The 26,910-nt window shown below is 54.6% G+C and carries 26 protein-coding genes; 7 read left to right on the plus strand and 19 right to left on the minus strand.

Going from position 1 to position 26,910, the window contains the following annotated elements:
• The coding region (locus tag ACI9KD_RS10825; RefSeq protein WP_414981183.1) for an amino acid permease at positions 1-487 on the plus strand (487 nt) is incomplete at its 5' end.
• A gap of 44 nt (positions 488-531) precedes the next feature.
• On the opposite strand, the gene ACI9KD_RS10830 is transcribed toward ACI9KD_RS10825, so the two are convergent.
• From ACI9KD_RS10830 to guaB, 3 genes are all read right to left on the minus strand, one after another.
• Positions 532-690, minus strand: a complete 159-nt coding sequence (locus tag ACI9KD_RS10830) for a hypothetical protein (RefSeq protein ID WP_414981184.1) — start codon at positions 688-690, stop codon at positions 532-534.
• Positions 691-983: 293 nt separating this feature from the next.
• Entirely contained in the window at positions 984-2,558 is a 1,575-nt protein-coding gene (guaA, locus tag ACI9KD_RS10835; protein WP_414981185.1) for a glutamine-hydrolyzing GMP synthase, read from the minus strand.
• A gap of 70 nt (positions 2,559-2,628) precedes the next feature.
• Positions 2,629-4,101: an IMP dehydrogenase gene (guaB, locus tag ACI9KD_RS10840; protein ID WP_414981186.1), complete on the minus strand. Its 1,473-nt coding sequence runs from the start codon at positions 4,099-4,101 to the stop codon at positions 2,629-2,631.
• 119 nt (positions 4,102-4,220) lie between these two features.
• On the opposite strand from guaB, the gene xseA reads away from it, so the two are divergent.
• Positions 4,221-5,609 carry an exodeoxyribonuclease VII large subunit gene (xseA, locus tag ACI9KD_RS10845; protein WP_414981187.1) on the plus strand — a complete coding sequence of 463 codons (1,389 nt, stop codon included), beginning with the start codon at positions 4,221-4,223 and terminating at the stop codon, positions 5,607-5,609.
• Positions 5,610-5,687: 78 nt separating this feature from the next.
• Here xseA and ACI9KD_RS10850 read toward each other — a convergent pair whose 3' ends face one another.
• The gene (locus ACI9KD_RS10850) at positions 5,688-6,335 is read right to left on the minus strand and encodes a Crp/Fnr family transcriptional regulator (RefSeq protein ID WP_414981188.1); all 648 of its coding nucleotides are present in this window, start codon (positions 6,333-6,335) and stop codon (positions 5,688-5,690) included.
• 194 nt (positions 6,336-6,529) lie between these two features.
• Here ACI9KD_RS10850 and ACI9KD_RS10855 point away from each other — a divergent pair, with 194 nt between their 5' ends.
• Genes ACI9KD_RS10855 through ACI9KD_RS10865 form a run of 3 tightly spaced genes read left to right on the plus strand, consistent with a single transcriptional unit; the run spans position 6,530 to position 9,908 of the window.
• A complete protein-coding gene (locus ACI9KD_RS10855; protein WP_414981189.1) occupies positions 6,530-8,017 on the plus strand; it encodes an adenylate/guanylate cyclase domain-containing protein in 1,488 nt (495 codons plus the stop codon).
• A complete protein-coding gene (locus ACI9KD_RS10860) occupies positions 8,014-8,385 on the plus strand; it encodes a response regulator (protein WP_414981190.1) in 372 nt (123 codons plus the stop codon). The genes ACI9KD_RS10855 and ACI9KD_RS10860 overlap by 4 nt, the downstream gene beginning before the upstream one ends.
• Positions 8,382-9,908, plus strand: coding sequence for an ATP-binding protein (locus tag ACI9KD_RS10865; protein ID WP_414981191.1), 1,527 nt, complete (start codon positions 8,382-8,384; stop codon positions 9,906-9,908). Before ACI9KD_RS10860 ends, ACI9KD_RS10865 begins: the two co-directional genes overlap by 4 nt.
• Here the strand turns inward: ACI9KD_RS10865 and ACI9KD_RS10870 are convergent.
• The 14 genes from ACI9KD_RS10870 to ffh form a co-directional block, all read right to left on the minus strand.
• Complete coding sequence (locus ACI9KD_RS10870) at positions 9,865-10,431, minus strand: hypothetical protein (RefSeq protein WP_414981192.1); 567 nt, start codon at positions 10,429-10,431, stop codon at positions 9,865-9,867. The two genes, ACI9KD_RS10865 and ACI9KD_RS10870, sit on opposite strands and share 44 nt — an antisense overlap.
• A gap of 57 nt (positions 10,432-10,488) precedes the next feature.
• On the minus strand, positions 10,489-11,988 hold the full coding sequence (gene lysS / locus ACI9KD_RS10875; RefSeq protein ID WP_414981193.1) for a lysine--tRNA ligase: 1,500 nt from the start codon (positions 11,986-11,988) through the stop codon (positions 10,489-10,491).
• Positions 11,989-12,001: 13 nt separating this feature from the next.
• Positions 12,002-13,100 (minus strand): peptide chain release factor 2 gene (gene prfB / locus ACI9KD_RS10880; RefSeq protein WP_414981194.1). Its coding sequence is split into 2 segments (ribosomal slippage): positions 12,002-13,024 and positions 13,026-13,100, totalling 1,098 coding nucleotides; the frame shifts between segments, so codons are not numbered across the junction.
• 60 nt (positions 13,101-13,160) lie between these two features.
• Entirely contained in the window at positions 13,161-14,891 is a 1,731-nt protein-coding gene (gene recJ, locus ACI9KD_RS10885) for a single-stranded-DNA-specific exonuclease RecJ (protein WP_414981195.1), read from the minus strand.
• Complete coding sequence (thrC, locus tag ACI9KD_RS10890) at positions 14,892-16,289, minus strand: threonine synthase (RefSeq protein ID WP_414981196.1); 1,398 nt, start codon at positions 16,287-16,289, stop codon at positions 14,892-14,894.
• Between the two features lie 10 nt (positions 16,290-16,299).
• On the minus strand, positions 16,300-17,592 hold the full coding sequence (locus ACI9KD_RS10895; protein WP_414981197.1) for a homoserine dehydrogenase: 1,293 nt from the start codon (positions 17,590-17,592) through the stop codon (positions 16,300-16,302).
• 61 nt (positions 17,593-17,653) lie between these two features.
• Positions 17,654-18,847: an alanine transaminase gene (alaC, locus tag ACI9KD_RS10900; RefSeq protein WP_414981198.1), complete on the minus strand. Its 1,194-nt coding sequence runs from the start codon at positions 18,845-18,847 to the stop codon at positions 17,654-17,656.
• 137 nt (positions 18,848-18,984) lie between these two features.
• On the minus strand, positions 18,985-19,761 hold the full coding sequence (locus ACI9KD_RS10905; protein ID WP_414981199.1) for a DsbC family protein: 777 nt from the start codon (positions 19,759-19,761) through the stop codon (positions 18,985-18,987).
• 132 nt (positions 19,762-19,893) lie between these two features.
• Positions 19,894-20,802, minus strand: a complete 909-nt coding sequence (gene xerD / locus ACI9KD_RS10910) for a site-specific tyrosine recombinase XerD (RefSeq protein ID WP_414981200.1) — start codon at positions 20,800-20,802, stop codon at positions 19,894-19,896.
• Between the two features lie 95 nt (positions 20,803-20,897).
• On the minus strand, positions 20,898-21,251 hold the full coding sequence (rplS, locus tag ACI9KD_RS10915) for a 50S ribosomal protein L19 (RefSeq protein ID WP_414981201.1): 354 nt from the start codon (positions 21,249-21,251) through the stop codon (positions 20,898-20,900).
• 105 nt (positions 21,252-21,356) lie between these two features.
• Entirely contained in the window at positions 21,357-22,106 is a 750-nt protein-coding gene (gene trmD, locus ACI9KD_RS10920; protein WP_414981202.1) for a tRNA (guanosine(37)-N1)-methyltransferase TrmD, read from the minus strand.
• The gene (rimM, locus tag ACI9KD_RS10925; RefSeq protein WP_414981203.1) at positions 22,106-22,645 is read right to left on the minus strand and encodes a ribosome maturation factor RimM; all 540 of its coding nucleotides are present in this window, start codon (positions 22,643-22,645) and stop codon (positions 22,106-22,108) included. The genes trmD and rimM overlap by 1 nt, the downstream gene beginning before the upstream one ends.
• 13 nt (positions 22,646-22,658) lie before the next feature.
• On the minus strand, positions 22,659-22,925 hold the full coding sequence (rpsP, locus tag ACI9KD_RS10930) for a 30S ribosomal protein S16 (RefSeq protein WP_414981204.1): 267 nt from the start codon (positions 22,923-22,925) through the stop codon (positions 22,659-22,661).
• A gap of 224 nt (positions 22,926-23,149) precedes the next feature.
• On the minus strand, positions 23,150-24,523 hold the full coding sequence (ffh, locus tag ACI9KD_RS10935; protein ID WP_414981205.1) for a signal recognition particle protein: 1,374 nt from the start codon (positions 24,521-24,523) through the stop codon (positions 23,150-23,152).
• A 115-nt stretch (positions 24,524-24,638) separates the two neighbouring features.
• Between ffh and ACI9KD_RS10940 the strand changes: the two genes are divergently transcribed.
• Both ACI9KD_RS10940 and ACI9KD_RS10945 read left to right on the plus strand, forming a co-directional pair.
• Positions 24,639-25,442: an inner membrane protein YpjD gene (locus ACI9KD_RS10940; RefSeq protein ID WP_414981206.1), complete on the plus strand. Its 804-nt coding sequence runs from the start codon at positions 24,639-24,641 to the stop codon at positions 25,440-25,442.
• A 1-nt stretch (position 25,443) separates the two neighbouring features.
• The gene (locus ACI9KD_RS10945; protein ID WP_414981207.1) at positions 25,444-26,700 is read left to right on the plus strand and encodes an HlyC/CorC family transporter; all 1,257 of its coding nucleotides are present in this window, start codon (positions 25,444-25,446) and stop codon (positions 26,698-26,700) included.
• Positions 26,701-26,725: 25 nt separating this feature from the next.
• Here ACI9KD_RS10945 and ACI9KD_RS10950 read toward each other — a convergent pair.
• Positions 26,726-26,910: DUF1289 domain-containing protein (locus ACI9KD_RS10950; protein WP_414981208.1), on the minus strand; the 185-nt coding region annotated here is incomplete at its 5' end.

A 26,910-nucleotide genomic window follows, 5' to 3' on the forward strand; every position in this document is an offset into this window, starting at 1 on the left:
GTTGCTGGTTGCGTTTCTGATCAACCTGTCCGCGAACAATATGATCGAAGGTGTAGCGTCGGTGCTCGACTTTATCAAGATTGGGGGTATCGTTTTGTTCGGTATCGTCGGCGTAATGGTGGCTGACACAGCGGAAGTGAATTTCTCAACAGTGAGTCTTGACGCATCAATGACCCGTTTTATTGGTGCAACGGCACTTGGTATTTTGGCCTTTCAGGGGTTCACCACGATTACCAATAGTGCCTCAGAGTTGAAAGACCCTCACCGAAATGTGGGCAGAGCCATCATAATCTCCATCGCTCTGTGTGTTGTGATTTATACGCTGGAGAGCTTTGCTGTCGCAAGTAATCTGTCACTTCAGGCAATCATCGAAACAAGAAATTACTCTCTGGCCGCAGCTGCGAGGCCTGCACTGGGCAAATACGCCGTCTGGTCCCGCGATACTGAGGCTGCGCTCTCGTCCGGTAAAATACCCGGATTTCAGTAGCGCTGGCAGGTCCTCTGAGTGGTCAGTATGGAAATGACTTAGACCTATAAATCGAGGTCCTCAAAGCTGGCCGCAGCTTCGCCAAAGCATAGGAAAGTACCGCCCCCGGCATCAATCAGTATTTTTGTTTCTCCGTTTACCCAAACGATATAGCCAGTTGATGCTCGACCGTCATCGGCAATAGGACCACCAGAGCCAAGCACCTGTAGTGCAACGCCCTTTTGCGGTGGGCATTGCCCCGCTGTCCGAGCATACGCGTGTACTGTAAGAAGCACCCCAAGAAAAGTAAGAGCTATTTGGTTTCCGTATCTCGGCACTGGTGCTTCGTAGTTCTGTAAAATTTATGAGGTGGTGATATGCCACTGATACGCACTACTGAGGTTGGGGATTGTAGAGCTCTGTCTCGGGATAGAATGCGATCCATGCGAACCGATAGATTGAAGTATTTGGAATTTCATTACCCTCAAGATCCGATACTTTCGCCGTAGACGAAGTCTTATTCCCACTCAATAGTCGCCGGCGGCTTAGAGCTAATATCGTAGGTTACCCGGGACACACCACTAATCTCATTGATGATGCGATTGGAGATTTTTTCCAGTAGTTCGTAGGGAAGATGTGCCCAGCGCGCTGTCATAAAGTCCACGGTCTCCACAGCTCGAAGAGCAATCACATACTCGTAGCGCCGCGCATCGCCCACTACACCCACAGACTTCACGGGGAGAAAAACGGCAAAAGCCTGACTAGTTTTTTCGTACCATCCGGAAGCGTGAAGCTCTTCCATGTAGATGGCATCCGCACGTCGAAGAATTTCGGCATAAGTATGACGCACCTCTCCCAGAATTCGAACGCCCAAACCCGGCCCTGGGAACGGATGCCGAAATACCATGTCATGAGGCAATCCAAGCTCCAGACCAATCTTGCGAACTTCGTCTTTAAAGAGCTCCCGCAGCGGCTCCACCAATGACAGCGCCATATCGTCGGGCAGTCCGCCGACGTTATGGTGGGACTTAATGACATGCGCTTTACCGGTTTTCGCACCGGCGGACTCGATAACATCCGGATAGATCGTGCCTTGAGCAAGCCAGCGGACACCATCGATGCGCGAGGCTTCTTGATCAAACACTTCAATAAAAGTGTTGCCGATGACTTTGCGTTTTTGCTCAGGATCGCTAACGCCAACCAGGCGCTCAAGAAACATCGTTTCTGAGTCACTGCGAATGACTTTGACACCCATATTCTGGGCAAACATCTCCATGACCTGATCACCTTCATGCAGTCGTAGTAAACCGTTGTCCACAAACACACAGGTAAGCTGCTCACCGATAGCGCGGTGCAAAAGTGCGGCCACAACGGACGAATCAACGCCACCAGACAATCCCAGGAGGACGTGATCACTCCCCACGGTATGCTTGACCCGCGCAATGGCGTCTTCGACGATACGCGCCGGGGTCCATAATGCTTCACAGCCGCAGATATCGATCACGAAGCGCTCGAGAATGCGCATACCCTGCAGGGTATGCGTGACCTCAGGATGAAATTGAATACCAAACCACGGGCGAACATTGTGTGCCATCGCCGCTATGGGACAAGAATCCGTCGACGCTATACAACTGAAATCATCGGGCAGCGTAGTGACTTTGTCACCGTGACTCATCCAAACGTCCAGTAGACCATCGCCGTGATCCGTCATGTGATCGCGAATATCGTGCAAGAGCGCGTTATCACCCGAACTTCGGATCTGCGCGTAACCAAACTCGCTGGCGTCTGAGCCTTCCACGTCCCCGCCAAGCTGCGCCGCCATGGTTTGCATGCCATAACAAATACCCAGCAACGGCCATTCCTCGGCGAACAGGCATTCGGGCGCCCTAGGTGATCCCTCGGCAGTGACTGATTCAGGCCCACCAGACAGAATGACACCGCTAGGCGCGAACTCTCGAAGCTCCGCTTCACTGATATCCCAGGCCCGAATCTCTGAGTACACACCGACCTCACGAACGCGCCGGGCGATGAGCTGGGTGTATTGGGAGCCGAAGTCGAGAATCAGAATTCGGCTGGCGTGGATGTCAGTCATAGATGGATTCGCTGTTTAAAAGGCCTCGGCCGCATCAGTCTCAGGCATAGCCGCGGCCGTAGATTTGAAGCTAACTAACGGGATAGTTCGGCGCTTGCTTGGTAATCGACACGTCGTGAACATGCGACTCGGACATGCCCGCCGCCGTAACGCGGACAAAACGCGGTCGGCTGCGCATAGTCTCGATGTCTGGACTGCCGGTATAACCCATGGACGAACGCACTCCCCCCATGAGCTGATGAATAATCGCTGTCGCGGAGCCCTTGTAAGGCACTCTGCCCTCAATTCCTTCAGGCACGAGCTTCTCGGCCCCCTGACTCGCGTCCTGAAAATAACGATCTGACGAACCTTGCTTAGATGCCATCGCGCCCAGCGAACCCATGCCTCGGTAAGACTTATAGGTCCGCCCCTGATAGAGCTCGACCTCGCCTGGTGCCTCTTCTGTGCCGGCGAGCATACTGCCCACCATCACCGCATGCGCGCCTGCTGCAATCGCCTTGGCAATGTCGCCAGAAAAGCGAATACCGCCATCAGCAATCACTGGGATATCGTAGCTACCCTTGAGCGCAGCGACGGCGTCAGCAATTGCCGTGACCTGAGGCACACCGATACCGGTGACAATTCGTGTGGTGCAGATGGACCCGGGGCCAATACCCACCTTCACTCCATCAGCGCCCGCTTCGGCTAAGGCCAGTGCCGCCTCGCCCGTCGCGATATTGCCCCCAATGATCTGAATGTCCGGGTAGTCGGCTTTAATCATTCGAATTCGCTGCAATACGTTGCGAGAGTGTCCATGCGCAGTGTCAACGACCAACACGTCTACACCAGCCTCTATCAGGGCAGCAACACGCTCTTCCGTATCTGCGCTGGTACCTACCGATGCGCCCACACGAAGTCGACCAAAGCTGTCTTTGCACGCTCGAGGGTGGTTCTCGGCCTTGTCGAAATCTTTCACGGTGATCATGCCGCGCAGATCAAATTTGTCATCGACCACCAGTATCTTCTCGATACGATGTTGATGCAGAAGCCGTTGAACCTCGGCTGAATCAGCGCCCTCTTTAACGGTCACGAGCTTTTCCCTAGTGGTCATCAATGACGCCACCGGCTTGTCCATCTCTGTCTCAAAACGCATATCCCGCCGCGTAACGATACCGACCAGATCCTCGCCAGCCAGGACGGGCACGCCCGAAATGCCGTTTGCAGTCGTCAACTCGATCAGCTGCGCCAGCGTGGCATCTTGCTGGATGGTAATCGGATCTTTCACTACACCGCTTTCGTACTTTTTAACCCGCAGAACTTCGACAGCCTGCTCGGCAATGCTCATGCTTTTATGGATAATGCCGATGCCGCCCTCTTGAGCCATAGCAATCGCAAGTCGGGCTTCGGTGACTGTGTCCATTGCAGCAGACACGAGGGGCAGATTCAGACTAATGTCTCTGGTTAGTCGGGTCTGTAGGGAAACATCGGTCGCTACCACCTCAGAATATCCCGGTAGCAGGAGTACATCGTCAAAAGTCAGCGCTTCCTGATCGATACGCAACATAGTGTGTCCTCCAGACGCTGTTTGGTCGAGTAAACTCGCTATTATAAAACCTTAGAGCTCTCGACGTAATACCGGAGACGTAAGCTAGTGCAAATAGTTGTAAAAGGCCGCTCAAGCCCATGAGTCAGGCCGAAGCTGAAACACTCACCCCCAGCCAGCTCAATCGACAGGTTCGTAGCCTGCTGGAGAGCCACTTCAGCTATGTCTGGGTCGAAGGCGAGCTCTCAAACCTTGCTCGCCCATCCTCCGGTCACTGGTACTTCACGTTGAAGGACGATAAGGCGCAAGTGCGCTGCGCAATGTTCAAAAACTATAATCAGCGACTGCGGTTTAGCCCTGCGAACGGGGATCAGGTCAGATTGAGAGCACGGGTGTCGCTCTATGAGGGTCGGGGAGAGTTTCAACTCATCGGTGAGTTTATGGAACCTGCGGGTGCCGGCGCACTGCAGGCTCGCTTTGAAGCGCTTAGAGACCAGCTTCGCCAAGAAGGTCTCTTTGATGCTGCTATCAAACAGGCCCTACCCCGCTCCGTGGCGCATCTTGCCGTCATCACCTCACCGACCGGCGCAGCCTTGCAGGACATCCTTCACGTACTTGCACGACGAAATCCATCCATACGCGTCACGATATTTCCGGTGTCTGTTCAGGGCGAGAGCGCTGCCGGGGAGGTCCGTCAGGCACTTCTCGATGCCAATGCCTATGCCCTGGCCAGGGACGATTGCGATTTTGATGCCGTTATTTTGGCTCGCGGCGGCGGATCACTGGAGGATCTCTGGGCCTTTAATGACGAAGCATTGGCGAGAGCCATCGTTGGGAGTGAGCTACCTGTGGTCTGTGGTGTGGGTCATGAGGTGGACGTTACCATCGCAGATTTTGCCGCCGATGCCCGCGCGCCTACACCCAGCGCTGCCGCGGAATTGCTCAGCGAGGATCGGGAAGAGCTGCTTGCGCAGCTCGAACAGTCACGTCGTCGGCTGAATAGATCTATGCAACATCGTTTGGAGCGCGCCACGCTGCAAGTTAAGCAGCTCCGGGCGCGCTTGAGACATCCTGGCGACCGGCTTCGGGAACAGTCCCAGCGTCTGGATAACCTCGAGGGCCGCCTCCGCCGATCCATAACTCTGCGTATGGATCAACTTCGTCGAGACCATCATGTGCGCAGCGAGCGTCTACTGGCGAACTCCCCGCGACGCCGCATCGAGCAAAGTCGAGACCAGGTAGAGCGACAACGCGTCGCACTGGATGTTGCCATTGGACAAAAAATTGCATGGCAAAAACAGGCGTTGGAGCGCCGAGAGCAAGTCCTGGCAAGCCTCAACCCCTTAGCCATTCTGGAACGGGGCTACTCCATACTGAGCGACGAGCAAGGTTCAGTCATCCGTAGTGACGATGCTGTCACGGTACAGCAGACGATCTCTGCCCGACTGGCGAAGGGCAGGCTTCTACTGCGTGTGGAAGGAATAGGCGGTATTGATGACGGTGCCGACCGCGAAAAGCCTGCAAAGTGACCATACACGGAACAACATTACCCAGAACAACAATACACAGAACAACAATGGCCCTGAAAGCCCGTCTACGCGATTAACTCAGTACTTAGCCGGCAGTCGCGTATTGATAATAATGTGACGACCCTCAAAACGAATGTACTCGCCAATCGTAAGGTCTTTCAGGATACGGGCCACCATCTCTCGAGACGCCCCAACACGGTCAGCGATATCCTGCTGAGTGAGCTTCTCACCGATATACAAGGTGCCGTCGCCCCGCTCTTCGGACAGATCCATGAGCACGTTCGCTACGCGACCATACACATCCTGTAGTGCCAGGCTTTTCACGTCCGCAGTGAGCTTGCGCACCCGCGACGCCAGATTCGCAATCAATTTGCGAGAGATGCTGGGATTCGCTTCCAGCACCTTGCTAAAGTCTTCTTTGTAGATAATGCAAAAATTGCACTTTTCTACGGTTCGCACCGAAGCCGACCGCGTGGAATCATCCAGCAGGGCAAGCTCGCCAAAATAGTCGCCCTCGCCTTGCGTGTTCATGATGAACTCTTTGCCGTTCTTGTCGCTGCAATACACCTTCACCTTTCCGGCTTCGATGATAAACAGCGAATCCGCCGGGTCATTCTCATGAATGACCACGGTATTCTTTGGAAAGGATCGACTAGTACTGCTCTCGGCAAGTGCCGTCAGCTCGTCGTCGGAAAGACCCTGAAATATTTCTACTTGCTGCAACATGGACTACGCTTCGGCCACCCGTACTTGTCTGCTTTCGCGATACGCTCATGTTACCTCAAATTTTCGACCGCGCGCATCTACTACGTTGAACTCTCTTCCCCGGAGATTGCCACGGTCGCTATACTCGACACAATCAGAACGACAGGAATCGATAGGCATGCGAACTATGCTGGACCAGATCACGGTCTTCAGGTGTGAGTGACAGCACACCCCTAGAAGACGCCGGAACGATCGAAACTGCCGTGCAGTCCGCCGTATCTGCGCACAGTATTCGCGTAACTCTTCAGTCCGCGGTCATTGAGATTGGAGCCCTCTGCGCCTCAGATCTACCTGAGCTTGATGCAGACGCCGAGCAGGATTGGTTGGCGCTTGCCGCCTGTGCCGCAAATATTGCCCCACTCCTTGAAGAGGAGATCCCGGACAGCCATGAGCTTCGCAATCTGGCGGGGGCTCTGCGCGGTTATGCTGAAATGCTGGGCGAAAGTATCTTAGAACCAACAGCGGCTTTACAAAGCGCTATCGATCATGTGCTCGAGGGCACCGCCGAGGCCGCACTGTCAGGCGCCGGCGATGCCGAGGCGGCACAGCAAATTGCCGGACTCACCGGCGAACCAGGATTCATTCTCGCCGTGGATGATCGGAAAGAAAACCGAGAATTACTCGCGCGCTACCTGACTCGTAGCGGCCACTTTGTCGTTACTGCCTCCAGTGGCGCCGAGGCACTGGAAATGCTCGCTAACGCTGATGTTGACGTCGTGCTACTCGATAGGATGATGCCCGGCATGGATGGCCGAGAAGTACTCCGACGTATCAAAGCCGAGCCCAAGCTACGCTCCACCCCAGTCATCATGATCTCTGGGGAACAGGACATGCAGGGCATTGTCGAGTGTATTGAAGCCGGTGCAGACGACTACCTGTTCAAACCCTTCAACCCGGTCTTGCTTCAGGCCCGCATTAAAGCCGGCATCGAACGCAAACAATGGCACGATCGTGAACAGTTGTATCGCGACCAGCTGGAACGCAACGAGCGATTCATCCGCGCGACTTTCGGGCGCTATCTCTCCGATGACATCGTCACCGAGATTCTTGAGGGTCCAGAGGGTCTGGAACTCGGCGGTGATCTTCGGGAGGTCACGATCATGATGTCCGATATCCGGGGCTTTACGACGATCAGCGAGCAACTCCCCCCGGACAGGGTAGTAAGCATGCTCAACCGCTATCTCGGCGCTATGACTGACATCATCCTTGAGTACGGAGGCACTATTGACGAGTTCCTCGGCGATGCCATTCTCGCCGTGTTTGGGGCTCCTCGACGTCACGATGATGATCCTGATCGTGCCGCGCGCTGTGCATTGGCAATGCAGGCGGCCATGGCGGAGATCAACACCGCAAATCGAGATGACGGTTTGCCGGAACTCGAGATGGGCATCGCCTTAAACACAGGCAACGTCATCGCCGGAAACATCGGTTCAGAGCGGCGAAGCAAATACGGCTTTGTAGGTCATGCAATGAACGTGACCTCTCGCATCGAGGATGTCGCAAAACGCGGCGAGATACTGATTGCCGAGTCCACCCGCCAGGCACTGGGGGCCGCCTATGCGTTGGGGCCTAGTCGCGAGGTGCAGGCACCCGGCCTTGATGAACCCCTCGTGGTTCATCCCTTGGAGCAGGAACTCCTATGAGCGAAACACGACTCCTGCTGGTAGAAGACAATGAGCTTAATCGGGATATGCTCAGTCGGCGACTAAAGCGTGCTGGCTTTGACGCGCTCATTGCTGAGGACGGCGCCAAAGCCTTAGCCAGTATAGAGTCTGAGCGACCGTCCCTGGTGCTGCTGGACATGAACCTTCCTGTGATCAACGGCTGGAGCGTATGCCGTGCGGTGCGCGCAAACCCGGAAATAGCTCATACGCCCATCATCGCGCTCACTGCCCACGCTATGGCAGAAGATAGAGACAGAGCTCTAGAAGCGGGCTGCGACGATTATGCAACCAAGCCCGTCGACTTTCCGGCCCTTTTGGAAAAAATACGCCGGTTGCTCGAACGATGAGTCTTCGCAGACGCCTCACACTCTCGCTATTTACGATCCTCATTCTGTTTGCAATCAACGTGGGCACACACTTCTGGGGCAGCTACGCGCGAAGCGAAAGTATGGTGGCTTACCGTCAGGCCGTGACCGCCGGACAGCTGTCCGGAGAACTCGCCAAACAGCTGGAAGATCAGCGACAAAAGATTCTGGTGCTGTCCACACTCCGAGAAAACACCGACGACCGGCTGGCGGAAGAAGATCAACGCAGCGCTTTGAGCAGCATTGCCGCGACGCGCAGCACTGTGGAAGCTCTGGGAGGCATGGGCAGCGATGTCACCGCTTTGCAGTTCAATCTTCTGCGTGAGAGCAGCGCAGCTTTACTCAGCATTTGGAGAGACTTTTACGACAATTACAACGATTCCAAGTGGCAGTCAGATGTTGATGACCCTATCCCCTATCTCGAAGCCAGCCAACGGCTGAAGGAGCTTGAGCAGCGCCAGGCATTCATCGCCGTGCAACGGGCCAATGTCATCGACCGCACCATCGCACTCACGGATCGCATAACGGTACTGGGATTTATTGCCTCGATTTTTCTCACCGCCACCCTGGGCTTCTTTTTGGTTCGCTACACCAACGACAATCTTAAACGTCTAAAGCGAGGTACGCAGCGTCTGGGCGCCGGAGAGCTTGACTATCGCATCGAAGACATCGACGACGATGGAGAACTCGGTGATCTCGCTACAGCATTTAACAGCATGACGGACAAGCTGCGACGGGCCATCGATGAGGAGAAAGACGCTAAGCTCAGCGCCGATGAAGCTAACGCAGCAAAATCGCGTTTTCTCGCCAACGTGAGCCACGAACTAAGAACACCGCTGAATGCCATTATCGGCTACAGCGAAATGCTACACGATGAACTGGACGATCAAACGCCCATAGATCGTAAACAGCACCAAAATGATCTCGACAAAATTGTTCTCTCGGGACGACAGTTACTGGCACTCATTGATGACATTCTGGATCTCTCAAAGATTGAGACAGGCAAGATGAGCCTGGTACGAGAACAGTTCCACCCGGGTGAAGCCCTCACTATGGCGGTAGATGCTCTCGCCCCACTCCTACGTAGAAACGGCAACGTGTTGCAGTGCGAGGACTTTAGCGCCCTTCCGATGATCAACAATGATGCGGTGAAGTTTCGCCAAATCATTGTCAACCTTTTGAGTAACGCAGCTAAATTTACCCAGCAAGGCATTATTCGAGTCAGTGCCTCATTTTCAGAGGCAACACAGCAGTTGGAAATTGCAGTCAGTGATACAGGTATCGGCATGACCGATGAACAGCAGGCCGTCGTCTTTGAGGCTTTTGTTCAGGCTGAGGATTCAACCAGCAACACCTATGGCGGAACGGGATTAGGACTGGCCATCTGTCGTGACTTTTGCACCCTGATGGGCGGTGAAATCCGTATCGACAGTCTTCCCGGAGAGGGCTCTACCTTTACCGTCAGTCTTCCGGTTGACCTAGAGTCAACTCTCGAAGACGCTTAAGCGCCTGCTCACGCTTGTCCAAATCCTCTTGCAACATGCCGGCTCGACTTTCCAAGTCCCAGATATGGCGTTCCATCAAGACAAAGGACTCAAGCGCTTGCTGCATGAGTACGATGCTGTGATGCTTGTGACCATCAGGTTCCCGCGATTGTAGGTCGGTGTACGCTCGTAACGCAGCATCCACATCGTAGAAAGGACTACTGGGCAGCATGCTCACGTAGGCTATCGCAAGATCACCTTCCCATTGCGCCATAGGCAGCTGCTCCAACCGCTGATAACGCTGAAAATACTGCACGGCCTCTATATAGTCGCCGTCCGCAAGGGTTTCCATACCTCGTTCGAGAAACGTCCGATCGTTCTCTGCGGCCGTCTGGCACACACAGTTATCGGACTCCTCGGGTAAGTTGAGCGTCAACTTAACGTCCTCCGGCGACCTTTGCTCTGGAGGAGCCGGCTCCGGAGGAGCGCCTGCACAAGCCGCAAGTGCCGCGGTCAATGCCAGGGTAATGAGCTTCTTAGGCATAGTAGTAAATTCGCAATAAGTCGTTAGCCGAGTGTAGCACCAGCACGGGAACGAAGATCACTCGGGTCGCATATGGGGAAACAGCAAGACGTCGCGGATAGACGGTGAATCCGTCAACAACATCACAAGCCGATCGATGCCTATCCCCTCGCCCGCGGTCGGAGGCATGCCGTATTCCAGCGCCCGCACATAATCCGCATCAAAGTGCATCGCTTCTTCATCCCCTGCATCCTTCTGCTCTACCTGCTCTTTAAAACGCTGGACCTGATCTTCGGCATCATTCAATTCACTAAAGCCGTTGGCCAACTCCCTACCTGCGACAAAGAACTCAAAGCGATCGGTAACAAAAGGATCATCGTCATTACGACGCGCCAGCGGGGATACCTCTGTGGGATACGCGGTAATGAACGTAGGTTGTTCAAGCCGGTGTTCAGCCGTCTTCTCAAAAATCTCGATTTGAATTTTACCCAGTCCCCACGCTTTACGGACGTCAATGCCTAGACCCTCTGCAACGCTCTTGGCCAGTTCCCTCTCAGCGATGTCAGCGGCACTCAGTGACGGGTTGTAAGCGAGTATCGCCTCGATAACCGTCATGCGAATGAACGGCTGAGAGAAATCAAATACCTGTCCCTGATAGTTCACCTGCTGAGAGCCCAAGACTTCTTCGGTCAGGCCCCGGAGCATGCTTTCTGTGAGATCCATGGCATCCTGGTAGTCGGCGTACGCCCAGTAATACTCGAGCATCGTGAACTCAGGATTGTGCCTGGTGGACAAGCCTTCGTTTCGAAAGTTTCGATTGATTTCATACACACGCTCAAAGCCACCCACAATGAGGCGCTTGAGATACAACTCGGGTGCAATACGCAGATACATCGTTAGATCCAGCGCGTTGTGGTGCGTGACAAACGGCTTTGCCGCAGCGCCACCCGGTATCGGTTGCATCATGGGGGTCTCTACCTCCATGAAGTCCCGCGAATCCATAAATCGTCGGATGTAGCTAATCACCCGGGAACGTATTCGAAACACCTCGCGAGAACTCTCGTTAACAATCAGGTCTACGTAGCGTTGACGGTAACGGAGCTCCTGGTCGGCGAGACCGTGATACTTGTCGGGAAGTGGTCTTAGCGCCTTGGTAAGCAAACGCGCTTCGCGCATATTGATGTACAAATCGCCCTTGCCGGAACGATGCAGAGGCCCCCGAGCGGCGACGATGTCTCCGAGATCCCAGCTCTTGATACGGGCGAGCGTTTCTTCACTGAGGCCTTTGCGATCAACATACAGCTGGATCTGGCCCTCACCGTCCTGAATAAGCAAAAACGCGCCCCGGTTGCGTATCAAACGACCCGCAACCGCAAACTCCTCGTTTCGCTCCTCCAGTGCAACCTTCTCCTCCTGGGCGAAATCCTGCTGCAACTGGCCCGCCGTGGCGCTGCGCCGAAAATCATTGGGAAAGGGGTTGCCTTGTTCACGCAGATCATCGAGCTTGCCGCGCCGCTCGGCTATCAGCTTGTTCTCGTCTTCGGGTGCACGAGGCGTGTCACTATCTGTTTTAGTCATAATATATTTCCGATCACAGACCGCTTTTCAGCGAGGCTTCGATGAATTGATCGATGGCGCCATCAAGCACCGCCTGGGTATTGCTGGTTTCAACATTGGTACGTAAATCCTTGATTCGCGAGGCATCCAGAACATAGCTGCGGATTTGACTGCCCCAACCGATATCAGCCTTGCTGTCTTCCATCACTTGCTTTTCGGCATTACGTTTGAGAATTTCCATCTCATACAATTTGCCACGAAGCAGCTTCATGGCGTTATCGCGGTTCTGATGTTGCGAACGCTCAGTCTGACACTGCACCACAATGCCCGAAGGATTGTGAGTCAAACGCACCGCTGAGTCTGTCTTGTTGACGTGCTGGCCCCCCGCACCACTGGCTCGATAGGTATCTACGCGAAGGTCCGCGGAATTAATCTCGATTACAACATTGTCATCAATCTCCGGCGCAACAAACACAGACGCAAAAGATGTGTGCCGGCGATTACCCGAATCGAAGGGTGATTTGCGGACCAATCGGTGCACGCCGGTTTCGGTGCGCAGCCATCCAAAAGCATACTCACCACTGAATTTAATCGTGGCGCTCTTGATACCAGCCACGTCGCCACCTGATGCCTCAATGAGCTCAGTGGTAAATCCTCGAGACTCTCCCCAACGCAAATACATGCGAAGGAGCATTTCCGCCCAGTCCTGTGCTTCGGTGCCTCCGGAGCCGGATTGAATATCAAGGAAGGCGTTATTAGCGTCCATCTCACCGTTGAACATACGACGAAACTCAAGCAGCTCCAGCACTTTGAGAAGCTCCTGAATCTCCAGCTCAAGATCGCTCACCGCTGCTTCGTCATTTTCCTCAGAAGCCATCTCGAGGAGATCAAGACTGTCTGCCGCACCCGTATCCAGAGCATCAATGGAGCTTACGATAGCTTCTAAAGATGCACGCTCACGACCCAGCCCCTGTGCTCGCTCGGGGTCATCCCAAACGCTGGGCTCCGCAAGCTCGAGCTCTACTTCAGAAAGACGCTCTCGACGCTGATCGACGTCAAAGATACCCCCTAAGCACGTCAGTACGTGCCTCGATATCCTTGAGGCTTTGAACAAGAGGGTTGATTTCCAGCATGGGAATGGCTCTTCAAAAAAAGGTGTTATTCTACCCTAGCAGGGCCCAAAAGAGGCGTCCTCAGGCAGCCTCGATTTGCTCCACCAGCAGCTGTAAACGCCGCTCACCGCGAAACAGATTCACGTCCAGCCGGTAGGCAAGCCTGACCCTCGTCACCGCCTGATCCGGCCAGCGCTCAGTGTCTACACCAAAGGCGATCGCTTCTAAAGGTGTGCCGTCACCCGGTTTGGCGAGGCTCATTTTAAGGTGCCGCTCTCCTACGATGCGTTGGCTGCGCAACTCGAAAATCCCGTCAAACAGGGGCTCCGGGAATAGCTGCCCCCACGGACCCGCACTGCGGAGCATTTGAGCTGTCGCAAGATCAAAATCTTTTGGGGCCAACTCTCCGTCACTGTCAATCACCGGGTCCAGAGACAGCCCGCCCGCGTTTTGAACGGCATCAGTAAATGCTTCGGCAAACTTGTCGTAGTGCGCTTCGGGCAAGGACAATCCTGCGGCCATAGCATGGCCGCCAAAACGGTCAATGAGACCCGGATGCTGGGTCGCCACCCAATCCAGAAGATCACGTAGATGCATTCCCGGAATACCGCGTCCGGAGCCTTTCAGCTCGCCTTCATCACTGCGCGCAAATGCTATCACCGGCCGGTGAAATCGGTCTTTGATTCGGGATGCCAAAATACCTACAACGCCCTGGTGCCAGCCTGGATCGTGTAACACCAGCGCCGCAGGCAAGTCGGTTTCACGTAGATCGAGGCTGGCCAGGGCTAAGAGCGCCTCTTCCTCCATACCTCGCTCGATACGTTGGCGATCACGATTCATGCTATCCAACTGCAGCGCAAGATTTCGCGCCTGCCGAGGATCCTCACACAACAAGCACTCTATACCCAAAGACATATCATCCAGGCGCCCCGCCGCATTGAGCCGGGGGCCGGCTGCAAAACCCAGATCGCTTGCCACTACAGCTGCCGGGTCACGTCCGGCAACACTTAGCAATGCATTAATTCCCGGGCGGGCACGACCGCTGCGTATGCGCGCGAGCCCGCCTTCCACAAGAATTCGATTATTGTGATCTAGAGGTACTACGTCTGCCACGGTGCCCAGTGCCACCAAATCGAGGAATGCCCCCAGATGTGGTACTTCCAGACCCCGGCTAGCAAACCAATCCAGATCCCGGAGGCGAGTTCGCAAAGCGAGGAGGAGATAGAACATAACCCCGACACCCGCCAGGGCTTTGCTCGGAAAATTGCAGCCTGCCTGATTAGGATTAACGATTACTGCCGCATCAGGCAGCTGCTCACCAGGAAGGTGGTGATCGGTAACAAGTACTTCTATTCCCGCCACGTTCGCCGCTGCGACACCGTCCAATGACGATATTCCGTTGTCGACGGTAATGATTAAGTCGGGCTTACGCTGCTCGGCGAGACCGACAATGCCGGGGGTCAGTCCGTAGCCGAACTCAAAACGATTAGGCACCAGGTAATCAAGCTGTGTGGCTCCAAACTGGCGTAGCGCGGCGATCGCCAAAGCCGTACTCGTCGCACCATCGGCATCAAAATCACCGACAATGAGAATTCGCTCATTTTTCTCCAGAGCCTGCTGCAAACGCTGTGTCGCTGCATCCATACCCGCGAGTAAATCAGGCGGATGAAGCGCAGCAAAGCTAAGATCCAATTCCTCAGGCCCCCTCACACCCCGAGCGGCATACACCCTCGCAAGAATCGGCGATAACTCGCTAAAGCTCTCTGCTCCGTTGCTATCGCGTCGCCGAATACTGCGACTTGGGCGTGACAATCAGGCGCCCAAATGCGCAGACATGAAGCGTTGTACTTCAGCCATATCGTTAGGGAGCACATCGAAGTGCTCATCCAAATCAAAGAGATCTGATAAATGCGCGGGCAGCTCGGGCGAGGCATCAACCTCAGCGCGCTCGATGGCGCCAGGGAACTTTGCAGGATGTGCTGTCGCCAAGGTCACCCAGGGTACGTCGCGCATTCCTTCTGGTAATTTGGCCGCCGCATAACCAATGGCACTATGTGGGTCTAGTAAGTAATGGCTCTTCTCCCAAACCTTGGAAATACATGCCAGGGTGTCGGCGTCGTCAACGCGATGACTGGCGAACATCGCTCGTGCATTAGCCATAGCGCCCTCAGACAGAGCTATATCACCATCATCAAGAGCGTTCATAAGCCCAGCGACTGCTGCTGAATCTCGTTCGTAAAGGTCAAACATCAGTCGCTCAAAATTGCTCGACACAGTGATGTCCATACTGGGTGATAAGGTCTGCTCCAAGGCCTGACGTGCATAGTCACCGCTACTCAATAAACGGTGCAGTACATCGTTTCGATTGGTGGCAATCATTAACTGTGCAATCGGCAATCCCATCTTCGACGCGAGATACCCTGCGAAGATGTCCCCAAAGTTTCCGGTAGGCACCGAGTAAGCCGCCGCGCGATGCGGAGCACCCAGGGCCAGACCGGCATAAAAGTAATAGACGATTTGCGCCATGATGCGCGCCCAGTTAATGGAGTTAACCGCTACGAGGCTGCGTCCATCGGGGAGAAAGCTCTGATCTCTAAAGCTTGCTTTGACCATGGCCTGGCAATCATCGAAATTGCCTTCGATCGCAAGATTATGAATCGTAGGGCCACTCAAGGTCGTCATTTGTCGCCGCTGCACTTCAGACACTCTTTGATGAGGATGCAGGATGAAGATATCGATGTTCTCGCAGCGCTGACAGCCCGCAATCGCCGCGGAGCCGGTATCCCCGGAGGTCGCACCCATGATTACTACTTTCTCGCCGCGCCGTTTAAGCACCGCGTCCAGCAGCCTACCCAGGAGCTGCAAAGCAAAATCCTTGAACGCTAATGTCGGGCCGTGGAACAGCTCAAGCACCCATTGATTGTGCTCAAGCTGCACTAAAGGAGCGACCGCCGAATGACGAAACACCGCATAACTGTCATTGATGATCTTCTGCAGTTCCTCACTACCGAATGCCTCCTCCACGAACGGTAGGAGAATACGATGCGCCAGAGTCGGATAATCTAAAGACGCCATTTCCTCAAGCTCTGCCGGGCTAAAGCTTGGAAGGCTTTCTGGCACATACAGACCGCCATCACTAGCAAGACCGGTGAGCAAGACGTCTTCAAAGCCGAGTATCGGCGCAGTGCCGCGGGTACTGATATAGCGCACAGGATTCCCTCTAGTTCAGCGATTCGATACGAATGCAGTGTGGTGTTTGAGTCACCGCGGGGAGTGCGGCAATTGCCGTCACCGCGCGGCGCAGCGCATCTTCACGCGCATTGTTAGTGAGTACAACAACTGGGACTGTGGCCGCTGCGTCTTTGGGCGGCTTCTGAATAAGCGCCTCAATGCTAATGCCCTCAGCGCTCAGACAACTTGCCAGCTGCGACATAACACCGGGCCGATCTTGCGCCTGCAATCTCAGATACCAGGCACAGCAGACCGCATCCATGGACAGCACCGGTTTAGGTTTTAGCGTCGCAACCGGAACTCCCAGACAGTGCACAGGCTTACCGTCGGCTCTGGCGATATCCACCAGGTCCGCCACCACCGCAGAGGCTGTGGGTAAGCGCCCCGCTCCGGCACCAGAGTACACAGTCTCGCCCGCAGCATGGCCGCGAAGCCGAACGGCATTAAGTACGCCATGGACATTGGCAAGTAGTGCATCTTTGGGAAGTAAGGTTGGATGTACGCGCAGTTCCACGCAATCGGCATGCTCTTTGGCAATACCCAGGTGTTTGATTCGATAACCCAATTCATCGGCGAACTGGATATCCGCAGGAGTCACTCCACTGATGCCTTCACAAAACACGGCAGAAAAATTAAGCGGCGTCGCAAAAGCCATTGCGGCGAGAATACTCAGCTTATGTGCAGCATCAATGCCCTCTACATCGAAGCTCGGATCAGCTTCGGCATACCCTAAAGCTTGTGCCTCCGCTAACACTTCATCGAAGGGCCGTTGATGGGCGCCCATTTCGGTCAGAATGAAATTACCTGTACCGTTGATAATGCCTGAAAGCTCGGTCACTGAATTAGCTGCCATACCGTCACGCAGCGCTTTAAGGATCGGCACGCCCCCGGCCACAGCTGCCTCGCATAGCAAACTCTGCCCGCATTCTTCGGCCAGCGCCAACAGCTCATTACCGTGTTCTGCAATCAATGCCTTGTTAGCAGTGACCACAGATTTCCCCGATCGCAAGGCCGTCTCTACAATCTCTTTCGCGAGGGTCGTACCACCGATACTCTCAACGACGACATCGACGTCTTGGGCGCGAGCGACTTCCAGAAGATCGCGATGTACCGGCACATCCTCAGCAGCGCAATCATCCCGATCACGACGTGCGCCAATGCGGGTCAAACACAGCTCCCGCCCCGCGCGGGCGCTCAATAGCGCAGCCTGACTGCGGAGCAGTTCGATAGTGCCCCCACCGACCGTGCCGTTTCCGCAGACCCCAATCCGCAATGCGCTCATCCTGTTCAAATTCCCCAACAGTTATTTACAGTGACTGACGCGAATCAGTACTAACGAAATCTCAGGCCGTTACCAGCCCATCCTCGCGAAACATGCGCTTTATATTACGCAGAGCCTGACGTGTTCTGTGTTCGTTCTCAATCAGGCCAAAGCGCACGTAGCCCTCGCCATACTCTCCAAAACCGATACCCGGTGACACGGCCACCTTCGCATCCGCCAGTAGCTTTTTGCTGAACTCCAAAGAACCCATAGCCTGATAAGCATCAGGAATTTTCGCCCACACAAACATCGTCGCCTTGGGCGGCGTGACCGGCCAGCCCATTGTATTCAAGCCATCGCACAATACATCGCGTCGCGAGCAATACATGGCATTGATCTCTGACACACAGCTCTGGTCGCCTTCCAGCGCCGCTATAGCTGCCACCTGTATCGGCGTAAACATGCCGTAATCCAGATAGGACTTCATGCGTGCCAGCGCACCCACCAAGGTTGAGTTACCGCAGCAAAAGCCTATGCGCCAACCCGGCATATTGTAACTCTTGGACATGCTAAAGAACTCTACGGCGACCTCCCGTGCTCCTTCTACCTGCAGAATCGACGGCGCCACGTAACCGTCAAAGCATAGATCCGCATAGGCAAAATCCTGCACCACCCATATCTGATGCTCTCTGGCGATCTTCACAACTTTTTCAAAAAACGGCAGTTCCACACAATCTGTCGTGGGATTTGAGGGGAAATTCAGCACCAGCATTTTTGGCTTGGGCCAGCTGTTGCGGATCGCGTTCTCGAGTTCCTCAAAGAAATCGCCCTCATCACGCATCGGTACATGGCGAATATCCGCACCTGAAATGACGAAACCGTAGGGGTGGATCGGGTAAGACGGGTTGGGAACCAGTATTGCATCGCCGGGACCTGTAGTCGCCAGAGCCAGATGCGCAAGGCCCTCTTTCGAGCCCAAGGTCACAATCGCTTCGGTGTCAGGATCCAGCTCTACTGCGTAGCGAGTGCGATACCAGTCGCATATGGCTTTGCGTAAACGGGGAATACCCTTGGATTGAGAATACCTATGCGTGTCAGGACGCCGGGCCGCTTCCACCATCTTATCGACAATATGCTCAGGCGTGGGCTGATCAGGATTGCCCATACCGAAGTCGATGATGTCTTCCCCTGCAGCACGGGCGGCTTGCTTCAAATCGCCAACGATGCTGAATACATAGGGAGGGAGGCGCTGAATGCGCTGAAATTGCTCTTCCACGGGAACTCACTGTACTAAACTAAAGATCGCCTGCCAAAAGCAGGCGCGAACGGGCGAAGACACTAAAGCCCGAGCCCATGACTGTCAAACCAGGCGTCAATCCTTGCTCGAGGACTCTATAGGCATAGCGTCCTTCGCTACTTTAAGCCCAGAACCCCGATTAGGTCGTCGGCACTTTTATAGCCAGGGATCAACTCCCCATCAGGAGTGATGATCGCTGGCGTACCACGGACGCCTAGTTGCTGACCCAGCGCAAACTGTTCTGCGATGGGATTTCCTGGACAGACATTTTCTTCAAGCTCTTCACGATTTTTGAACGCTGTCAGCGTGGCCTGGCGATCGTCTGCGCACCACGCACTAGCAAGCTGCCGGAACCCAGGAGATCCAATGCCCTGCCGCGGGTAGGCCAGATATCGCACCTCGACACCACGACGGTTCAATTCAGGAACCTCTTTATGTAGCTTCTGGCAATAAAAGCAGGAAACGTCGGTGAACACCGTGATGTGACTCCGGGTCTCACCCTCTGCAGGAAACACAATGGTATTAGCTTCGGCCACAGCTGCTATCGCTTCTTTACGATCATTGGATCGCTGCAATTCGCCCATATTCACCAGGCCCGTGAGACCGACGCTGTAAAGGTCGCCGACAATAAAGTAATCGCCATCTGCCGTGGAATAAATCGTGGGACCCTGAACAATATTCACCCGGTAAAGACCAGGCAAATCACTGGTCTCTACACTGCGTACTTCCAAACCGATTTGCGGCGCACCCAAACGCAGGCGCAGCTTCTTCTCAACAGCCGGATCAACGCCTTCTGCAGCGAAGCCGGCTTGCGCCAACGCCAGAAGACAAAGTCCGAGCAAGGCAATCAAATGACGGCCCGGGCGGCTAGTAGAACTACGATTCAGGTACATGAAGATATTCCCATTGTGTGCACCGCCTACGGCGATTTACTGCGTTCTAATTGAATGCTCCGATGATACCAGTCTTGAATAGTTCACTGGGCAACAGATCACTGAGCAATAGTTCACACTGCGAGCGCTTACTCAGCCCCGGGGATGATGTTTGGCGTGAAGGCTTTGCAGGCGCTGACGCGCAACATGCGTGTAGATCTGGGTGGTACTCAAGTCGCTATGGCCCAGCAGAAGCTGAACTACACGCAGATCGGCGCCATGATTCACCAGATGGGTCGCAAAAGCGTGGCGCAGGACATGCGGTGAAATTGATTTCTGAATACCCGCCGTCATCGCGTGCTGTTTGATCCGGTGCCAAAAGGTCTGCCGCGTCATCATTTGAGCCCGGCGACTGGGAAACAACACATCGGATGGCGTCTCCCCCAGCAACGCTGGCCTGACCTCCTTCAGGTAGCGTTGCAGCCAATGCAGCGCCTCCTCGCCGACGGGCACCAGGCGTTCCTTGCCGCCCTTGCCGCTGATTCGCACAACGCCCTGATTCAGGCTGAGCTGAGACAAGGTCAGTCCTGTCAACTCGGATACGCGCAAGCCGCAGGCATAGAGCAATTCAAGCATGCAACGATCACGAAAACCGATGGGGTCCTCGAGGTTCGGGGCCTTCAGCAGGGCATCAACATCCGTCTCTGAAAGCGTCTTGGGCAATGGCCGTCCAAGGCGCGGACTTTCAAGATCCAGGGTGGGGTCCTCCCGCAGCTCTCCACTTCGAAGGAGGTACCGATAATAGCCTCTCAGACAGGACAAGGCCCGGGCTGCCGAGCGCGGTGATCGCTTGGCCTGCAGGAGATGTGCGAGATAATTCTCAATATCAGCGCGGCTGATGTCCGTCGTTTTTTGATGACGCAGCGAAGCCCAACGTGCGAAGGCCTGGAGATCCCGCCGGTAGGCGGCCAGGGTGTTTTCGCTAAGCCCCTTCTCCATCCAGATCGCGTCGAGATAAGTCTCAAGAATAGGGAAATCTGTGCTTGTTGCGGACTTTGGCATATTCAGAGCTTAACAAACCGCAGACACAAAAAAGCGGCCATTCCCAAAGGAAGGCCGCTCTTGGGGTTAAACGAGCCGCATGCGCGGCTCGACAATTAACCCAACTTTTCTTTGATTCGCGCAGACCGACCTGAACGCTCACGCAAGTAGTAAAGCTTCGCCTGACGTACGTCACCACGGCGCTTCACCGTGATGGACTCCAGCAAACGAGAGTAAGTCTGGAAAGTCCGCTCAACGCCCACACCGTGGGAAATCTTACGCACTGTGAAAGCAGAATTGAGACCACGATTGCGCTTACCCAGCACAACACCCTCAAAAGCCTGAAGACGCTCACGGCTGCCTTCTTTCACTTTAACCTGAACAACTACGGTGTCACCGGGCGCAAACTCCGGCAGCTCCTTGTCCATCTGCTCAGCGTCAAGCTGAGAAATTATTGCATTGGTGTTCATTATCTTGCTCCCAAACTACCTGCGATCACCCAGGGGACGATCATGTATAAAATTTCTTTTACTATTGCTAGCGTCACGTTCAACACAGACACCACCACCTAACTTCTAACTCGGGTCACTCTGATATTCGGCGAGAAGACGTTGCTCCTCCGCCGACAGCGTTCGACTCCGCTGCAAATCTTCGAGTAAATCAGGACGCCGTTCCCAGGTCCTACCCAAAGACTGCTTCAATCTCCAGCGTCGGATTGCTGCATGATCCCCGCTAAGCAGCACGGCGGGGACGTCCTGCCCTGCATACTGCTCTGGCCGCGTAAAGTGCGGACAATCCAACAATCCTTGAGCAAACGAATCTTCTGATGCCGAATCTTCGTGACCCAATACTCCAGTAAGGAGCCGCGCAACCGCGTCTACGACTACCAGCGCGGCAAGCTCACCACCGCTTAAAACATAATCCCCGATGGAGAGCTCCTCATCCACCGCTGTTCTCACAAGCCGTTCGTCGACACCTTCGTAACGCCCTGCGAGCAATACCAATCCCGGCAGTTCCGCCAGTTCCAGCGCTCTAGCGTGATCGAATTTGCGACCCTGCGGCGACAAATATATGACCGGTGCGCCGGCACCTGCATAATCCTTTCCTGCCGCCAGAGCAGCCGCGAGAGGCTCAGGCCTCATCACCATTCCAGGACCACCTCCGTAAGGTCTGTCATCAACACTACGATGACGGTCCTCAGTGTAATCCCGTGGGTTTATCGCGCTGATGTGCAGCCGCTCATCGCGTACCGCACGCCCGGTAACACCTATTTCACTCACCAAGCCGAGCGTCTCCGGGAACAGCGTGACCAACGCGACCCGCATCAATCTTCCGGGTGCCAAACTACGGTCATGCTTCCCGCCTCTTTATCTATCCCCAACACAACATCATCGAGTAGATAGGGGATAAGGCGCTCTCGCTCATCAATACTGCCATCACAAGGACACAGTACCAGTACGTCATTTGCCCCAGTCTCAAGGAGGTGGTCTACCACGCCGAGCAACAAGACCTGCCCTTCGTGTTGACTCCACACTTGCAAGCCCTGCAACTGGTGCCAGTAATAATCGCCGGGATCCAATGCTGGTAGTTCCGCTTTCGGAACCCAGATTTCCGTACCCCGGAGCAGCTCAGCGTCAGTACGGGTATCCACCCCTACGACTCTCGCCACCAAACCTTTGCCCTGAATCCGTCCTTCAGCGAACTGAACAGACTCCGGGCGCCCCTGTCGCGTCATCTGATGTCGACTAAAGGCGAAAAAATTCTCGGGCGGATCCGTAAAAGCGTGAAGCTTGACCCAGCCCTTAATGCCATGTGCGCCGGTGATCTTTCCGGCGAGAAGCATTTGATCCTCGGGCGAACGCATGCCCGAGAGGCCTTTAGGCCGCGTCGGCGGCTTCGCTGACTGACTCAGCAACGCTGAGCAGCTTCGCTACACGAGCAGACAATTGCGCGCCCTGGCCCTGCCAATATTCAATGCGCGTGCGATCCACGCGCAGACGCTCTTCCTGACCGCGAGCAACAGGATTAAAGAATCCTACACGCTCGATAAAACGACCATCGCGGGATCTGCGACTGTCGGTCACCGTCAGGTGGTAAAAAGGACGTTTTTTTGCGCCACTACGTGAAAGCCGAATCGTTACCATTACCTTGCCAACTCACTCCTGCGAAAACCCGAAAACCAGTGTCACGATTGACGTTTGGCCACAAATTATCGACACATACTCAATTATTTCGGGTAACCGTCAGGCTGCTGCCTTCTGGACCCCTGCGAAAGGTGGCGCATCATACAGAAAATAAGGGGCTGATGAAAGCCCTCTAAACAGTGATTTTTCTAGTAGCTGCGGGCGCTTAGAGAACCTTTTGGGCTTTAGCGCATGGGCGGCAAGCCGCCGCCCCCGGGAGGCATCATCCCCCCCATGCCGCGCATCATCCTCTCCATGCCACCGCCTTTCATTTTCTTCATCATTTTCGCCATCTGTTTGTGCTGCTTCAGAAGACGGTTCAGGTCCTGGACCTGGGTGCCTGAGCCCTTGGTAATTCGTCGTTTCCGGGTACCCTGAATCAGCTCTGGATTGCGACGCTCCCGGGGAGTCATAGAGTTAATCATCGCCTCCATGCGGGAAAAGGACTTGTTATCGATCTGGGACTTCGCAGCCTGCGCCATGCCTGACATACCCGGCATTTTTTCCAGCATGCTTGCCATGCCACCCATGTTATTCATTTGTTGCAGTTGATCCCGAAGATCTTCTAGATCGAATTTTTTGCCTTTCTTGACCTTTCGAGCCAGCTTTTCAGCCTTAACCCGATCAACTTTCTGCTCAACCTCTTCGATGAGCGACAGTACGTCCCCCATGCCCAGAATACGGGACGCCAATCGATCTGGATGGAAAGGATCCAGAGCCTCGATTTTCTCGCCCACGCCCAAAAACTTGATTGGCTTACCCGTGACCTGGCGAACGGACAAGGCCGCACCGCCACGACTGTCGGCATCTACCTTGGTCAGAATCACACCGGTCAGCGGCAGTGCTTCGCCAAAGGCCTTTGCAGTATTGGCAGCATCCTGCCCTGTCATAGCATCAACGACAAATAGCGTCTCAACCGGCGTAACGGCTTTTTCGAGTTCCGCAATTTCGGCCATCATGGCTACGTCTACGGCCAAACGTCCTGCCGTATCGACAATCAGTACGTCGCTGAACTGGATTCGGGCATGCTCTCGAGCTGCCAGGGCAATATCCACCGGCTTTTGATCCACCGTCGAGGGGAAAAAATCTACGCCGATCTCTCTCGCGAGGGTCTCTAACTGCTTGATCGCCGCCGGACGATAGACATCGACACTCACGACAGTGACTTTCTTTTTGTCGCGTTCCTTAAGGAGTTTCGCGAGCTTTGCTGCTGACGTGGTTTTACCCGCGCCTTGAAGTCCGGCCAACAAAATGACCGCCGGGGGCTGCGTCGTTAGGTTCAGCCCCTCGTTCGCAGAGCCCATCACGGACTCGAGCTCAGCCTGTACGATTTTCAGGAAGGCTTGCCCCGGGCTAAGGCTGCTCATCACCTCCTGCCCCAGGGCACGCTGCTTGACGGATTCGACAAACTGCACAACCACAGGCAACGCGACGTCCGCCTCCAGCAATGCCATGCGCACTTCTCTCAAAGTGCCCTGAATATTCTCTTCACTGAGACGCGCCTTGCCAGTAACGGCGCGAAGGCTTTGGGTTAAACGCTCGGAAAGATTCTGGAACATGTAGTAAAACGTCCTCTTGGGGGCGCATTCAAAGGAATTGCGCTATTGATTACGCAGTAACAAGTCGGTACAAAGGTGCGCAAGTATACGCGCCGCGGAGCCGGCCCCCAAATCCATGTCCATTGCTTTTCTTGCTGTTATTGCTGCACTGCTATATCTCGCCGCGGCGGGTCTTCAACTAGCAAGCGCTTTACAACACAGCGGCAGCCTTAGTCGCAGCCTGATTGTGATCGGTGTCTTCGCGCTAGGCTGCCATGCGTACCTCACCTGGCACAATATTTACGGTCCTAACGGCATAAACTTCGGTTTTTTCCGGATTTTTTCGTTGATTTTTCTGGGTATCAATTGCGCGTGTCTACTTGCTTTAATAAAGCGCCCTTTACAAAACCTTCTCATCATTCTGTTTCCACTGTCCGCAGTCGCTGTGCTTACCGCTACGCTGGGCCCTGACACCGCCGCTGGGGAGCAAAAAATACCCCTGGGCGTAGCGGTACATATCGGCAGTTCCGTAGTCGCCTACTCAATATTGACGCTTGCCGCCATCCAGGCTGCCTTGCTTGCCGCTCAGGATGCACAGCTAAGGCGACGTCAAATGGGCGGTTTCCTGAGTGTGCTTCCCCCTCTACAGTTAATGGAAAGCATGCTATTTGAGCTGATCTGGGTGGGCTTTATGGGCCTAACCCTGTCTATCGGAACCGGCGTGATCTTCATGGACGATATATTCGCCCAACACCTGGTTCACAAAACCGTTCTTAGCATTGCTGCGTGGATGCTGTTTGCCGTATTGCTCTGTGGCCGTCATTGGCTAGGTTGGCGCAGCCAAACTGCCGTAAGACTTACGGTAACCGGCTTCAGCGTTCTCATGCTGGCATTCCTTGGCTCCAAGCTCGTGCTTGAGCTAGTACTGGAGAGAGGCTGACTTGAACGACGCACCGCTGGGCCTGTTGTTCGCTGTGCTGGCAGCTTTGATCATTCTATCCGGTTTCTTCTCGAGTTCTGAGACGAGCATGATGTCGCTCAATCGCTACCGGCTAAAGCACTTACGCAAACAAAAGCACAAAGGTGCCCTTCGAGCGAGCAAGCTCCTGGAGCGCCCGGACCGACTCATCGGCCTGATACTCATCGGCAATAATCTGGTGAACATCGCCGCGTCAGCAATCGCAACGGTGATCGCGATTCGACTCTACGGGGACGCCGGAATTGTGATCGCGACGATTCTTCTGACCTTGGTAATACTGATCTTTGCTGAGGTAACACCCAAAACCATCGCGGCACTGTACCCAGAAAAAATCGCCTTCCCCGCCAGCGTCATTTTGCTGCCTTTAATGCGATTACTGATGCCGCTTGTCGCCACCGTGAACTGGGTGACTAATGGCCTCTTGCGTTTGCTGCGCGTTGACATGAACGAAGCCGGTGAAGAGAAAGTGTCCCGAGAGGAACTGCGAACCATCGTCTCCGACCCGGGTGCGATGATTCCCCAGCGTCACCGGGGCATGCTCGTTAATATTCTGGATCTGGAAGGCGTGACGGTCGATGACATCATGGTACCCAGAAACGAGTTTTACGGAGTTGATCTGGATGCGAGCGACGATGTTATTTTGGAAACAATCCATCAAAGTAGCCACACCTTGCTACCGGTGTGGCGCGAAGACAGCAATAATATCGAAGGGGTACTCCATCTACGCAATGTGAGCCGCATTGTTAATCGTGATGGCTTGTCGCGCAGCGGCTTGCTGGCTGCACTGGATAAGCCCTACTTCATACCCGAGAGCACCCCTTTGCATACGCAGCTGCGGAACTTTCAGCAAAAGAAGTTTCGTTTGGCGCTGGTTGTTGATGAGTACGGGGATGTTATCGGCTTGGTCGCCGTCGCCGACATCCTGGAAGAGATTGTCGGTGAATTTACGTCGAACCTGAATGACAACTCGGACGAAATTTATCCCCAGCGCGATGGTAGCTATGTCTTTGACGGTGGCGCCAGTGTTCGGGACATCAACAAAGCGCTGAAATGGGAATTACCTACCGATGGGCCCAAAACGCTATCAGGACTCGTACTTGAGTATCTTGAGTCATTTCCAGACGCCAACGCCGGACTGCGCATAGGCAGCTATTGCTTTGAAATCCTGGAGCTGGAGGGCAATGTTGTCCGCGCCGTTCGAGGCAGATCTCCCGATTAAGCCCTGAAATTTACTCGTTTCAACGCTATAGCAAGCGAATAGGGCTATCGGCTTCTCGTCGGGCTTTGGCTCGCGCAAGGACCTCCAATTTAGCTGCCCTATCAGCCATGAACCAATCAGTGATTTCGTCGGAGCTGCGATAGCAGCCCATGCAAATATCGTTTTCGTCCAGGGCACACACAGAGATACAGGGCGACGCAGGCTCTTCGC

Source organism: Congregibacter sp. (assembly GCF_047617445.1).
Taxonomy (GTDB): domain Bacteria; phylum Pseudomonadota; class Gammaproteobacteria; order Pseudomonadales; family Halieaceae; genus Congregibacter.